The sequence below is a fragment of the Paramicrobacterium agarici genome (genome assembly GCF_002563955.1).
Taxonomy (GTDB): domain Bacteria; phylum Actinomycetota; class Actinomycetes; order Actinomycetales; family Microbacteriaceae; genus Paramicrobacterium; species Paramicrobacterium agarici.
The window spans coordinates 533,483-546,362 of record NZ_PDJE01000001.1 but is presented as its reverse complement, the minus strand read 5'-3'; the positions used below and the strand labels follow the sequence as shown (position 1 = coordinate 546,362).

The following is a 12,880-nucleotide window of genomic DNA, read 5'->3' as shown; positions in this document are numbered from 1 at the left end:
GTGTACGCAGCACTCTGGCGCGTCTTGCCCGGCCCGGTCATCGTGAAGCTCATCATTCTTCTCGTGCTCATCGCGGCCGTGCTGTACCTGCTGTTCGCGTTCGTGTTCCCGTGGGTGCAGACGCTCATTCCGGTGCCTGACGCCACGCTCGACGAATAGAATCTCTGTCATGACCCGCGTTCTCGTTGTCGACAACTACGACAGCTTCGTGTACACGCTCAACGGCTATCTGCAGCAGATCGGCGCTGAGACCGAGGTTGTGCGCAACGACGCATTCAGCGACACGGATGCTGTCGCGCACGCGGCCCGGTTTGACGGCGTGCTGCTGTCGCCCGGTCCAGGCAAGCCCGCTGATGCCGGCGTCTCGATCCCGCTCGTGCATGCCGCCGTCGCCTCGCGGCAGCCGCTGCTCGGCGTGTGTCTCGGGCACCAGGCCATCGCCGAGGCGTTCGGCGGAGTCGTGACGAACGCCGAAGAGCTCATGCACGGCAAGACGTCGCAGGTGGTGCACGACGAGAGCCCGTTCTACGACGGTGTTCCGCAGCCATTCACCGCGACCCGCTATCACTCGCTCGCCGTCGTTGACGGAACCGTTCCCGACGATCTCGTTGTGAACAGCCGAACGCACGGCGGCGTCATCATGGGCCTGCATCACCGCAGCCGCCCGATCTTCGGCGTGCAGTTTCACCCCGAGAGCGTGCTCACCGAGGGCGGCTACCGCATGCTCGGCAATTGGCTCGAGACCGTCGGGCTTGCCGGGGCTGCAGCTCGAGCATCCGAGTTGCATCCGCTCATGACCACGGATGCTGCGCCCGCAGCAACCGCCTAACGAGCGCCCGCCGGCTCAGCGGTTCTCGCGACCCAGAACGCCCTGCGTGTTCGGCGCGCTCTGACCGTTGCCGCTGTTCCCATTGCCCTTGCCGTTGTTTCCGCCGCCGTTGCCATTGCCACTATCGCCGCCCTCTTCGGCCGAGCCTGAGCAATAGGTCAGCTCGATCGTCGAGTGCTGGGGAACCTCTCCTGGGCCGATCGACTGCTCGGTTACGGGGCTGCCGTCTTCAGCGACGCACGACGAATCGGCGACATCGATCACCGTGAGCGCGTACTTCTCGCCCTCAAGCTCCTGCCGCGCGGTGTCGAGCGCCTTGCCCGTCATATCGGGTACCGTCACCATGCCGTCTGAGATCACGATGTCGATCGTCGTTCCCTCGGCAACTTCCTCGCCGATCTCCGGCGACGTCGAGAGCACGGTGTCTGCGGGAACTGACGCAGAGTTCTCAGAGGTGATCGAGCCCACTTCGAGCCCGGCATCCTCGATCTCTGCCCTGGCATCGTCGAGTGACATGTTCGCCACGTCGGGAATCGGATTCAGCTCGGCCCCGGTCGAGACGTACACCTTCACCTGAGTGTCGGGTTCCACGCGCGTTCCCGCTTCGGGGTCGACCGAGATCACCTCGCCCGCGGGCACCTCGGTGCTCGATTGCTCGTACTTCGTGGGCAGCAAGTCGAGGTCGGTGAGCGTCTTCTCTGCGCTCTCCCACGTGGCACCAGCGAGAGTGGGAATCGTGCGAGATGCCGACGGGATCTGCGCGGCCTGAGGCAACGTCATCACCCACCACAGCACGGCGAGCATGATCACCGCGACGACGGTGACGCCAGCCCAGATCCACACCACGGGTGGGCGCCGCTGCGTGCGCGTCACCGTTTCGTCGTTCGTCAGCTGCCGTAGCGCCTGCTCGGTGTCGTTGACGGGCGGCGGCGCGGCCCCGAAGAGCTCGGTCGCGACATCGTCGTCGTGAGAGACGGCGACGGTGTCGACCGGAATGTGTCCGCCCGCGGCCATGTCGAGCGCCTCGCTGAAGTCGCTCGCCGTCTGGTAGCGCTGAAAGCGGTCCTTTGCGAGCCCGGTGAGCACGACCTTGTCGAGTGCTGCCGTCACGGCGCTGTTGATCGTCGACGGCTTGGTGGGCGTCTCGCTCACGTGCTGGTACGCAACAGAGACCGCGGTGTCGCCGACGAACGGCGGGCGTCCCGTGAGCATCTCGAAGAGCACGACTGTTGCCGAGTAGATGTCGGTGCGCGCGTCGACGGTTTCGCCCTTTGCCTGCTCTGGCGAGAAGTACGAGGCGGTCCCGAGAATCTGCGTTGTCTGGGCGACGGTCGAGGAGGTGTCGCTCACGGCGCGCGCAATGCCGAAGTCCATGACCTTAACGGTGCCGTCCGCTGTGATCATGACGTTGCCCGGCTTGATGTCCCGGTGAACGACCCCCGCGCGGTGCGAATATTCGAGGGCGGTGAGGATGTCCTGCGTGATGCGGATGGCTTCGTCGACGTCGAGCGGACCCTTGGCGATCAGATCCTTGAGCTGGTACCCCTGCACGTACTCCATGACGATGAAGGGTTCGCGCTCGACCTCGCCGTTCTCGCGTCGCACGGACTCTTCGCCTGCGTCGTACACGCGAACGATGCTCGAGTGAGACATGCGCGATGCGGCCTGGGCCTCTTGCCGAAAGCGGGTGCGGAAGGCCGGGTCGCTCGCGAGCTCAGACTTGAGAATCTTGATGGCGACGTTGCGGCCGAGCTTGGTGTCGCGCCCCTTATAGACGACCGCCATGCCTCCCCGCCCGATGACGGAACCGACGCGGTACCGTCCGGCGAGAATCCGCTCTTCGTCAACCACCCCATGAACTCCGAATCGTCGGACACCGCCCCTGTCGGGGCATTGAACGCGTATAGCTTATCGGGCGGATGCTGGACAGTCGCCGGAATCCCTGAACGCTGGCCTGGATCGTGACGTTCCGTTATCGGCGCGACGTCGCCTTGTCGTTCGGCGGCAGCGAACTCAGGTCACCGCTTGTGTTCGGGTCGCCCTCGGTGCCGCCCCCGTCACCGCCGGATCGGTTCACCGTGACGTTCGTCGAGTCCGAGGGATCGGACTTGACGTCGTCGCAGAAAACGATGAGCGAGACGCTGACTGAATCGGTTCCGGCGGGAATCGTCAGGTTGGTGCTCATGCTTCCACTGGGCTGAACATCGACCGAAGACGGGTTAGCGCCGGGCGCCGACACCTGGTAGTTGGTGGGCTCGCCAGCCGGACACTGCCTGTACGGGTTCCACGTCACTCTGATGGTGGTGTCTTGCCCCTCGACGCCGTCGACCGAACAATCAGAGCCTGTGCAGCCCTCCACGGCCGGAGCGTCTGGTGCAGGCGGCGTCTCGGGGGGAGGCACCTCGCCGTACACCGTGAGCGTCACCGTCTCCCCGGGGTTCACCCGGCCAAACGGGTTCACATCGTAGACCGTGTTCACCTGGTCGGCCGACGACGCCGCGTCGCCCACTTGCTTCTCGGCCTTGAGACCGAGGTCAGAAAGCTTCGCAGCGGCATCGTCGTACGACAGCCCGACGAAGTCGGCCTTGTCGATCGAGACACGCGTGTTCTCGGGCGTCGGTTCAGTCGTCGTTTCGCGCGGTGACGAGGTATCAGTACTCGGAGGCGTGGATGTCTCACCAGCATTCGGGTCCGCGTTCATATTGACGAGCGCAAAGATGGTCCCGGCTAGCACGAGCGCGAGCACGGCGATCAGAACGATGAGCGGCCACGTCCACGGGCTGCGCTTCTTCTTCTTTTCGCCGTCTTCACCCTCTTCGCCGGCGACGGGCAGCGACGCGGTGCCGGTGTCTTCGTGCTCGCTGATCACCTGGGTGGCGTCGTCGTTGCCACCGGGCAGAATGCTGGTCCCGCCCGTGCCCTCGCCGACAGCGGGAACCGCGGCGGTCGCCGCCGAAACGTCGCCGCGGCGCAAAGCGTTGGCAGCGCGCACGACGTGCGCCGTCGACGCGGGTCGGTCGTCGGGGTTCTTCGCGATCATCGAGAACACGAGGTTGCGCACCGGCTCTGCGACGGTCGCAGGAAGCTCGGGCGGCGCGTCGTTGATCTGCGCCATCGCGATCGCCACTTGCGATTCGCCCGTGAAGGGGCGCTTGCCCGCCAGGCATTCGTAGGCGACGATGCCGAGCGAATAGATGTCGGTCGCCGGCGAGGCCGGGTGCCCTGACGCCTGCTCCGGCGAGAGGTACTGCACGGTGCCCATCACCTGACCGGTCGCCGTGAGCGGAACCTGGTCGGCGATGCGCGCGATGCCGAAGTCGGTGATCTTCACGCGACGATCGGGGGTGATCAGCAGGTTTCCCGGCTTGATGTCGCGGTGCACAAGGCCAGCGGTGTGCGCGGCCTGCAGGGCGGCTGCGGTCTGCGCCACGATGTCGAGAGTGGCATCTGTGGACAGCACGTGCTCACGTTCGAGCGTCGATGACAGCGCCTCGCCCGGAACGAGCTCCATGACGAGAAAGGCCGAGCCGTTCTCTTCGCCGTAGTCGAAGACGTTGGCGATGCCCTCGTGGTTGACGAGTGCAGCGTGCCTGGCCTCGGCGCGGAAGCGCTCGAGAAAGCCCGGGTCGCCCATGTACTCGTCTTTGAGAATCTTGATGGCGACCGTACGGCCGATGACGTTGTCTGTCGCTTTCCAGACTTCGCCCATGCCTCCGATGGCGATGCGAGACTCCAACTCGTATCGCCCGCCGAAGGTCACCCCTGCCATGGGTCTCATTCGTTCAGCACCGCCTCGATTACCTTTTTGGCGACCGGTGCGGCAATTTCGTTGCCGCTTCCGGACTGGCCCTTTCCGCCACCATCTTCAATTACGACTGCTACTGCAACCTGAGGGTTGTCCGCGGGGGCGAATCCGGTGAACCACAGGGAGTATGGCTCGTCGGACCCGTTCTCGGCCGTGCCCGTTTTTCCCGCCACATTGACTCCGTCTATTGTGGCATTACTCGCGGCCCCGCTTCGGACGCTGAGCTGCATGGCGGCAGACACATCTGCCGCCACATCGGGGGGTGTGGCCTCGTTGTATACCGAGGGTGTGAAGCTCTGCAGCACCTCGAGGTTGCGCCCCGTAACCCGGTCAACGAGCGTCGGCTGCATCACTGTGCCCTCGTTGGCGATGCCCGCCGAGACCATCGCCATCTGCAGCGGCGTTGACCTCACGTCACCCTGGCCGAACGCCGACAGCGCCGTCTGGGCATCGTTCAGCCCCTCTTGCGGGTAGTGGCTCGTCCCGCACTGCAGCGGAATCGTGATGTTCTCGTCGTTGAAACCGAACGACTCTGCGGTCTCGCGGATGACCTCGTCGCCGAGTTCCACACCGAGCTCGGCCATGGGGATGTTGCAGCTCAGGCGGATCGCGTCCGAAATCGTCACTTCGTCGCCCGGTCCGCACGTTCCGCGGTTTGAGTTGTAGACCTTCGTCGACGTGCCCGGCAGCGTGTACGACGCCGGGTTGGGAAGCGTGGATTCCGGGGTGTAATCGCCCGAGGCGAATGCCGCGGCGGCGACGACAACCTTGAACGTCGAGCCGGGCGGATTCTGGTCTCCGGCAATGGCGCGGTTGTACAGCGGCTTTCCGGCGTCCTCGAGCAGCTGGTCATACGTTTTGAGCACGGCCTCGCCGTCGTGCACCGCAAGCGCGTTGGGGTCGTACGTCGGCGTCGTCACCATGGCGAGAACGCGACCGGTCTTCGGTTCAAGAGCGACGAGCCCGCCCGTATAGCCCTGCATCGCCTCCCACGCAGCATCCTGAACCTTTGGATCGACCGTCACCTCGACGGCGGCACCCTTGGGGTCCTGACCCGCGATGATCTGGTTGAGCGTGTCGAGGAACTGCGAGTTCGACGTACCCGAGAGGTACTGGTTCATCGCGTGTTCGAGGCCGGACGAGCCCTGCGTCGGGTTGAAGTATCCGGTGATCGCCGCGTACTTCTCGCCCTGTGGGTATTCCCGCTGGTACACGAAGCGGTCGCCCGTCGGCTTGGACGTCGCCAGAACCGTGTCGCCCGCGAGAATCGCGCCGCGCTCGGTCTGGTAGCTGTCGTAGAGGGTTCGCGTGTTGCGCGGGTCTGCGGCGAGAGCATCCGCTTGAATTCCCTGAATCACGGTTGTCGACACGAACAGCGCGAGAAACATTGCCACGACGACGACGCTCACGCGCTTGAACTCCTTGTTCATGCGCTCACCTCCGCCGGTTTGCGCCTGACGCTGTCGCTCACGCGCAGCAGAATCGCAATGATCATCCAGTTGGCGACGAGCGATGAGCCGCCGGCGGCAAGGAACGGCGTCGTGAGACCGGTGAGCGGAATCACGCGCGTCACGCCGCCGACCATGATGAACACCTGAAGCGCGATCGTGAACGAGAGGCCGAGGGCGAGCAGCTTGCTGAAGTCATCCTGACCGACGAAGCCGATGCGAAAGCCGCGCGACACGAGCACGAGGTAGAGCACGAGAATCGCGAAGATGCCGGCAAGACCCAGCTCTTCGCCGAGGCTTGCGATGATGTAGTCGCTCTCGGCGACGGGGGTGAGGTGCGGGCGACCCTGTCCGAGGCCCGTGCCAATGAGTCCGCCGTGCGCGAGCCCGAAGATGCCCTGCACAAGCTGCCAGCTGCCGCCGACCTCGGCGTTGTACACCTCGGGGTCGAACGCGTTGATCCAGTTGTTGAAGCGGTTCTGCACGTATGTGAGGTACTGGCTCGCCACGAGCGCGCCCGCGCCGAACAGACCACCGCCGATGAGCACCCAGCTGAGCCGGCCCGTCGCCACGTAGAGCATGACGGTGAACATGCCGAAGAACAGCAGCGCCGTTCCCATGTCGCGCTCGAAGATGATGATGAGCATCGCAAACACCCACACCACGAGGATCGGCCCGAGGTCGCGCAGCCGCGGAAACCGCACGCCGAGAACCTTCGTGCCGACCATCGAGAGACTGTCACGCGTGCGCACGAGGTAGCCGGCGAAGAACACGGCGAGGGCGATCTTGGCGACTTCGCCGGGCTGGAACGACATGATGTCGCCGATGCCGATCCACACCTTCGCACCGTTGACGCTGCGCCCGAGGCCCGGAACGAGCGGCAGCAGAAGCAGCACGAATGCGCCGAGGCCGAACAGATACGTGTAGCGGAACAGCACACGGTGGTTGCGCAGCACGAGCACCACGACGATCGCAGCGATGATGGCGATCGCGCTCCACGCGATTTGGCGAGTGGATGCTGCGGCCCAGCCGAGATTGTTCTCGGCAATGTCGATGCGGTAGATCTCTGCGATGCCGAGGCCGTTGAGCACGGTGGCGATGGGCAGCAGCAGCGGGTCGGACTGCGTCGCGACGTACCGCAGGCAGATGTGCAGACCGAAGACCAGAACCGAGAGGGCTGCGCCGAAATAGAGGAGAGAGTAGTCGAGTTCGCCGAGCGCGCCCAGCTGCACGAGCATGATCGCGACAGTGTTCACGATGCTCGCGAAGACGAGCAGCATGAGCTCACGGTTGCGCAGCTTTTGCGGAACGTGCAGCTTGCGCATGATGCGCACCACGGCGGTGTCGGTCGTGACGCTTCCCGCGTCTTTCACGTCGGCCATCAACCTCCTCCCGTTGCGGTCGGAGTGGGCGTCGGGGTCTCGCTCGGCGTCCCCGTGTCAGCATCCTGTTCATCGTCTCTGTCGAGGCGCAGGCGCGACACGATGTCCATGGCGTCGTCGAGGCTTGCGGCGCTGATGGTGCGCTCGACCTCTTGACGGTCGTAGAACGACAGTTCGCTCAGCAGAATGCCGGTGTCGTCGTACTCGTGCGAGAGCGATAGCGGCCCGACGTTCTGCTGAATGCCCTGAAAGATCACCACGCTGTCGCCGTCGGCGCCGACGTAGTAGCGCGTCTGCGTCCAGGAGTAGGCCGCGAGCAGGCTGAGCGCGAGTGCGAGAACGAGCACGAAGATGCCGAGCGTCCAGGTGAGACGTCGGCGTCGCACGCGCCGAGCATCCTCTTCGATGAGCTCTTCGAGGTAGTCCTCGCTTGCGGGCTCGAAGTGCGAGGGATCGAGCGGGGCGACGCGGCCGGTGTGCAGGCGGAGCGCGGGAATGAGTCCCGTGCGACGTGAGGGCTTCACCTCGAACGCCAGAGGGCGGGATGCTGAGCCCACGACGACCGGTCCGGAGGCTGTGCTCTTGGCGCCGACGTCGAGTACGACGACTGTGACGTTGTCGGGTGCTCCGTTGTCGAGCGTCTTCTTGACGAGCCGGTCGGCGGTCTTCTGCGCGTTCTGACCGGCCGCGACAATGCGCAGTGTGTCGCGGTCGTCGACGTAGTCGCTCAGGCCGTCGGAGCAGATGATCCAGCGGTCGCCGTCCTGAACCGTCATCGAGAGCGTGTCGACCTCGGGCGAGGTATCGACGTCGCCGAGCACGCGCATGAGCACCGAACGGCGCGGGTGGACGCGCGCTTCGGCTTGCGTGATGCGGCCCGAGTCCACGAGCTTCTGCACGAACGTGTGGTCCGTGGTGATCTGTGTGAGCTCGCCGTCGCGGTAGAGGTAGATGCGCGAGTCGCCGATGTGCGCGATCGCGACCTCGTCGCCCACGACCATGAGCGCGTCGACGGTCGTTCCCATTCCCGTGAGCTCAGGATGCTCGAAAACGGTCTCGCTCAGTTGATCGTTGGCCGCCATGATGGCGTCTTGCATGGCGAACTGCGCGTCTTGCACGGTCTCGTACTCGGCGTCGACCTCCATGATGCGCTTGGCGGCAATGGCCGAAGCGACGTCGCCGCCGGCGTGGCCGCCCATGCCGTCGGCGATCATGAACAGGTAGTCGCCGGCGTATCCGGAGTCCTGGTTGTTCGAACGGATCTTGCCGACGTCGGTCGCCGCCGCCGCGTTTGCCGAGAGTGGCATGGGTTAGCCTCGCAGCTCGAACGTCGTCTGGCCCACCTTGATGGGAGCACCGAGCTTCACCGCTGTCGGGGCGCCGACGCGCTTACCGGCGAGGAACGTGCCGTTCGTCGAGTCGAGGTCTTGCAGCATCCAATCGTCGTTCCACAGCAGCAGTCGCGCGTGGTGTGTCGAGGTGTAATCGTCGCGCAGCACGAGCGTTGAGTCGGCGGCGCGGCCGATCGTGATGGGGCCCTTGTCGAGGGGAACCTCGGTTCCCTGCTTGGTGCCCGACGTGATGACGATGCGGTTCACGTTGTGCACCGTCGCATTGCCGCTGCGGGCTGCGCGTGGTGCGGCAGCCGGTGTCGGCTTCGGCGCTGGGGGAGCGGATGCTGCTCGCGCGCTCTGCTGCTTGCCAGCATCCACTTTTCGGCCCTGCCCGAAGAGGTCGGAGCGCAGAGCGTAGACCACCCCCAGAACGAAGAACCAGAGGAGGATGAGAAAACCGAAGCGCAGAACGAGAAGAGTCAGTTCACTCACGAGGCGGGCCCCCAGAATCCGCCCATGTCGTTGCGTCGCGTGGGGACGTCGGCGCTCGAGGTGGGCTGTGCTTGTGCGAGCACGCGGAAGGTGATGCGGGTGCGGCCGATCTGTATGACCGAGTCGGGCGGCAGTGCGGCCTGGGAGATCTTCGCTCCGTTGAGGGTGGAGCCGTTTGTGGAGCCGAGGTCGCGAACCTGCGCGCGCTCGCCGTCCCAGAGGATCTCCACGTGCTTGCGGCTCGTCCCCGTGTCGTTGACCGTGATGTCGGCGTCGCTGCCGCGGCCGATCACGGTGCGGGACTGGCGGATGGGGTGGCGCTTGCCGTCGATGTCGACGACAGGCTGCCACGTGACGTCGTTCTTGACGTTGTCGGAGTCGACCTGCAGCATCCCGTCACTCAGCGTCGGGTCGGCGATGAGCGTGATGTCAATGCCTCCCGCGAACTGGTAGCCCTGCTGCTTGGCGTGCTTCTGAACGACGCTCGTGAGCTCGTCGATGAGGGCAGGGCCGATGCGGTCCATGCGGTCGTGGTCGTCGACAGACATGCTGACGCGAAAGCGGTTGGGAACCAGGATGCGGTCGCGAGTGACGACTGCGGCCGTTGTGTCGAGTTCGCGTTTAAGCGCGCTGGAGATCTCGACGGGCTGCAGACCCGCGCGAAAGGTCTTGGCGAAGGCGCCATTGACGGCGCGCTCAAGACCCTTCTCGAAGTTGTCCAAAATCCCCACGGTGCTCCTGTTTGCGTTCGGTGGCTAGGGACATGCTAACGGGAAGGACTGTGAGCGGCATCCTGTCCACCGTCTTCTCGGGGTCTTCGGCGGCTTCTCTCCGATTCCTCGTCGCCTGTAGTTTCGTGCTAATCTCGCTGAGTTGACACAGTGTTGTCGACGCTCGCGCGAGTGGCGGAATTGGTAGACGCGCTGGCTTCAGGTGCCAGTGTTCGCAAGAACGTGGGGGTTCAAGTCCCCCCTCGCGCACAGTGTGGTTCATCCCGTTTTCGACGCGTAACGGTGCAAATCTGTGCACTGGCGGTGATGACGCAGAATTAGACGTCAGCACCCTTCGGCTCGTCGGCTTCTTTCCCCTTCTGCCAAGGCCACTTCCCGGTGATCTCGAGCTCAAGTGACCAGCTCAAGAAGGTTCGGATGACGACGATCGCTGCGAGAACCGCAACGCTTTCCAACGACGGTGTCACGGCTACCGTCCTAATGATGTCGGCCGCGACTAAGAGTTCGAGGCCGAGCAGAATAGAGCGACCGAGGAATCGCCGGAACTGTCGATACACGTCACTCTGATGACGGATTAACCGCGTCGCAGCGAAAATCGCTGCAAGCAAGGCACCGATGACGACCGCAAAAACGCCCGCCGCGTCGACGACACGGCCAGCAGATTCGATTGCCTCCTGAAAGTCCATTCCGCTGCCCTCTCTTCGTCAACGTTTTCCGTCATCTGGCGCTTTGACTGGTTGACTACCCAACAGCGTCACGAAGTATGTCTCGGTCTGGACGTGCATGTGGCGCAGCACCCCCGATGGGCACGGCACAGCTTCTCTTGGGAAGGCGAGCGAATTCAGCTCGGCACCAACAACGACACCTGGGAGCCCTGAACTTTGCCCTGAACGATCCGCCGGTGCCCGGCGGACCTTCATTCGGAAGAGCGTTTGTTGTTGCGGGACGCACTGCGCCCAGCGAGCGCGCCCGCGAACACGGCCGCCACGATTCCCGCGACCGGAACGACGAGCAATCCGGCCCGCAGGCTCTGAGTTTCAGCGATAAACCCGACGAACGGTGGTGAGAGCAGAAACCCGAGGCGCAGCAGCCAGGAGACGATCGTGAGGCCGACACCAGGGCGAAGCCCGGGGAGTTCATCCGCTGCGTGCATCGCCGCAGGAATCAGCGTTGCGATCCCGAACCCGACCGCTGCGAAGCCGAGGGTCGTACCCAGCACTGAGGGGAACGCAAGGGCGAGCCCCATGCCGATCGCCGCGATGATTCCGCCAATGCGTGCGACGGCTTGCTGGCCGAGCCTGTCCGTCATGCCGTCGCCGAGCAGGCGACCGATGAACTGCGCTCCGACGAGCGCGATGAAACCGACCGGCGCGATCGCCGAGGCTGCACCGAGCGAATCCGACAGGTAGAGGGTCGCCCACGAGTTCCCGGCGTCTTCGGCTACAGCCCCGGCCATGGCCACGAGCGTCAGCGCGCCAAGCATCCAGACGAGCCGAGCGCTCACCGTTGGGCGTTGCTTCTTGTGTGGCTTGGAATCATCTGCGTGGACATCAGGGGTGATGTCGACATCGAACCCGGGAAGGCAGAAGCGCAGGGCGGTGACTGCGACGAGGGCGAACACGAGCGTCGAGATTCCCAGGTGGATGCCGAGGGGAAGTCGCAGTGCAATTGCTGACGCGGCCATCGCTCCGCCCAGTACGGCGCCAATTGACCAGATCGCATGGAACGAGTTGATGATCGATCGCCGGTATTGACGCTGCACCCGCAGACCGTGCGCATTCTGAGCCACATCGGTGATCGCGTCGGATGCTCCGCCGACGAAGAGAGCCATAGCGAACAGGATGCCGGTGGGCGCGATGCCCGCGGCCAGAAGACTCAGCCCGGTGAGGATCGTGCCGATGACGGCAATGCGTGCAGACCCGCCCCTGCGCATCAGCGGTGCGGCGGCGAGACCCGCAACAATCGCACCCGCGGGGAAGGCAGCAACCGCGACTCCGTATGCGACGTTATCGAGTCCGAGTGCCGCCTTGATCTCGGGATAGCGCGGCAGGATGTTGGCGAACAAAGCGCCATTGGTGAGAAAGAGCGCCGAGACCGCGACGCGTGCGCGTCGGGCGGGAGCTGCCGGGGCAGCGGGAAAAGTCACGCAATCGAACGTACACGTGAATCCTCCCGTGCCCCGAAGCGGTCAGGCCGTTGCGGCGCCCCGGCGCGGAAGCACCCAGTCTGCTCTCGGGAAGTGGCAGGTGTAGCCGTTCGGGTACTTCTCGAGGTAGTCCTGGTGTTCCGGCTCGGCCTCCCAGAACGCGCCCAATGGTTCGATCGTGGTCACCGCCGGTGCGGGCCACAGGCCGGAAGCGTCGACGTCCGCGATCGTCTCACGGGCGACGGCCTCTTGTTCGTCAGTGACGGGGAAGATCGCCGACCGGTAGCTCGTTCCCCTGTCGTTACCCTGCCGATTGAGCGTAGAAGGGTCGTGGATCTGGAAGAAGAAGGCAAGAATGTCCCGATACGTGGTCTTCGTCGGGTCGAAGACAATCTCCAGTGCCTCGGCGTGACCCGGATGGTTGCCATACGTGGCGTGCTCGTTCTCGCCACCCGTGTATCCCACGCGCGTTCCGAGCACTCCCGGCTGCTTGCGCACGAGGTCTTCCATGCCCCAGAAGCACCCTCCTGCGAGCACGGCGGTTTCTGCGCCTTCCCTGCGTGTAATCTCGCCGGTGTCGCGAATTCCGCTAGTCATGATGCATGCTCCTTACCTGTAGACGGTGCCCGACGACTCGAACGACGTCTCGTACCCACCGTAACCGCGTCACATGAGCGCGCGGTGGTCGTTGTGAGGCAACGATCTACTTTCTC

At 64.6% G+C, this 12,880-nt stretch carries 12 protein-coding genes and 1 tRNA gene; 3 read left to right on the top strand and 10 right to left on the bottom strand.

Going from position 1 to position 12,880, the window contains the following annotated elements; genetic code table 11:
- Nucleotides 1-159, top strand: coding sequence for a hypothetical protein (locus ATJ78_RS15935; protein ID WP_169923368.1), 159 nt, complete (start codon nucleotides 1-3; stop codon nucleotides 157-159).
- 10 nt (nucleotides 160-169) lie between these two features.
- The gene (locus tag ATJ78_RS02755; protein ID WP_098406202.1) at nucleotides 170-829 is read left to right on the top strand and encodes an anthranilate synthase component II; all 660 of its coding nucleotides are present in this window, start codon (nucleotides 170-172) and stop codon (nucleotides 827-829) included.
- A 15-nt stretch (nucleotides 830-844) separates the two neighbouring features.
- Here ATJ78_RS02755 and pknB read toward each other — a convergent pair whose 3' ends face one another.
- The 7 genes from pknB to ATJ78_RS02720 all read right to left on the bottom strand — a co-directional run bounded on the left by pknB (nucleotide 845) and on the right by ATJ78_RS02720 (nucleotide 10,021).
- Entirely contained in the window at nucleotides 845-2,680 is a 1,836-nt protein-coding gene (gene pknB, locus ATJ78_RS02750) for a Stk1 family PASTA domain-containing Ser/Thr kinase (protein ID WP_098406201.1), read from the bottom strand.
- A 121-nt stretch (nucleotides 2,681-2,801) separates the two neighbouring features.
- Complete coding sequence (locus ATJ78_RS02745; RefSeq protein ID WP_098406200.1) at nucleotides 2,802-4,607, bottom strand: protein kinase domain-containing protein; 1,806 nt, start codon at nucleotides 4,605-4,607, stop codon at nucleotides 2,802-2,804.
- Complete coding sequence (locus ATJ78_RS02740; protein WP_098406199.1) at nucleotides 4,604-6,064, bottom strand: peptidoglycan D,D-transpeptidase FtsI family protein; 1,461 nt, start codon at nucleotides 6,062-6,064, stop codon at nucleotides 4,604-4,606. The genes ATJ78_RS02745 and ATJ78_RS02740 overlap by 4 nt, the downstream gene beginning before the upstream one ends.
- On the bottom strand, nucleotides 6,061-7,464 hold the full coding sequence (locus tag ATJ78_RS02735; RefSeq protein ID WP_098406198.1) for an FtsW/RodA/SpoVE family cell cycle protein: 1,404 nt from the start codon (nucleotides 7,462-7,464) through the stop codon (nucleotides 6,061-6,063). Before ATJ78_RS02735 ends, ATJ78_RS02740 begins: the two co-directional genes overlap by 4 nt.
- The gene (locus ATJ78_RS02730; protein ID WP_098406197.1) at nucleotides 7,464-8,771 is read right to left on the bottom strand and encodes a Stp1/IreP family PP2C-type Ser/Thr phosphatase; all 1,308 of its coding nucleotides are present in this window, start codon (nucleotides 8,769-8,771) and stop codon (nucleotides 7,464-7,466) included. Before ATJ78_RS02730 ends, ATJ78_RS02735 begins: the two co-directional genes overlap by 1 nt.
- A 3-nt stretch (nucleotides 8,772-8,774) precedes the next feature.
- Nucleotides 8,775-9,290, bottom strand: coding sequence for an FHA domain-containing protein FhaB/FipA (locus ATJ78_RS02725; protein ID WP_098406196.1), 516 nt, complete (start codon nucleotides 9,288-9,290; stop codon nucleotides 8,775-8,777).
- Nucleotides 9,287-10,021, bottom strand: a complete 735-nt coding sequence (locus ATJ78_RS02720; protein ID WP_098406195.1) for an FHA domain-containing protein — start codon at nucleotides 10,019-10,021, stop codon at nucleotides 9,287-9,289. The genes ATJ78_RS02725 and ATJ78_RS02720 overlap by 4 nt, the downstream gene beginning before the upstream one ends.
- 165 nt (nucleotides 10,022-10,186) lie before the next feature.
- Between ATJ78_RS02720 and ATJ78_RS02715 the strand changes: the two genes are divergently transcribed.
- Nucleotides 10,187-10,270, top strand: a tRNA-Leu gene (locus ATJ78_RS02715).
- Between the two features lie 68 nt (nucleotides 10,271-10,338).
- Here ATJ78_RS02715 and ATJ78_RS02710 read toward each other — a convergent pair.
- The 3 genes from ATJ78_RS02710 to msrA form a co-directional block, all read right to left on the bottom strand.
- A complete protein-coding gene (locus ATJ78_RS02710; protein WP_098406194.1) occupies nucleotides 10,339-10,707 on the bottom strand; it encodes a DUF1622 domain-containing protein in 369 nt (122 codons plus the stop codon).
- A gap of 230 nt (nucleotides 10,708-10,937) precedes the next feature.
- A complete protein-coding gene (locus ATJ78_RS02705) occupies nucleotides 10,938-12,167 on the bottom strand; it encodes an MFS transporter (RefSeq protein WP_098406193.1) in 1,230 nt (409 codons plus the stop codon).
- Between the two features lie 42 nt (nucleotides 12,168-12,209).
- Nucleotides 12,210-12,764 (bottom strand): peptide-methionine (S)-S-oxide reductase MsrA, encoded by a 555-nt coding sequence (gene msrA, locus ATJ78_RS02700; protein ID WP_098406192.1) that lies wholly within the window; start codon nucleotides 12,762-12,764, stop codon nucleotides 12,210-12,212.
- Between the last annotated feature and the right edge of the window lie 116 nt (nucleotides 12,765-12,880).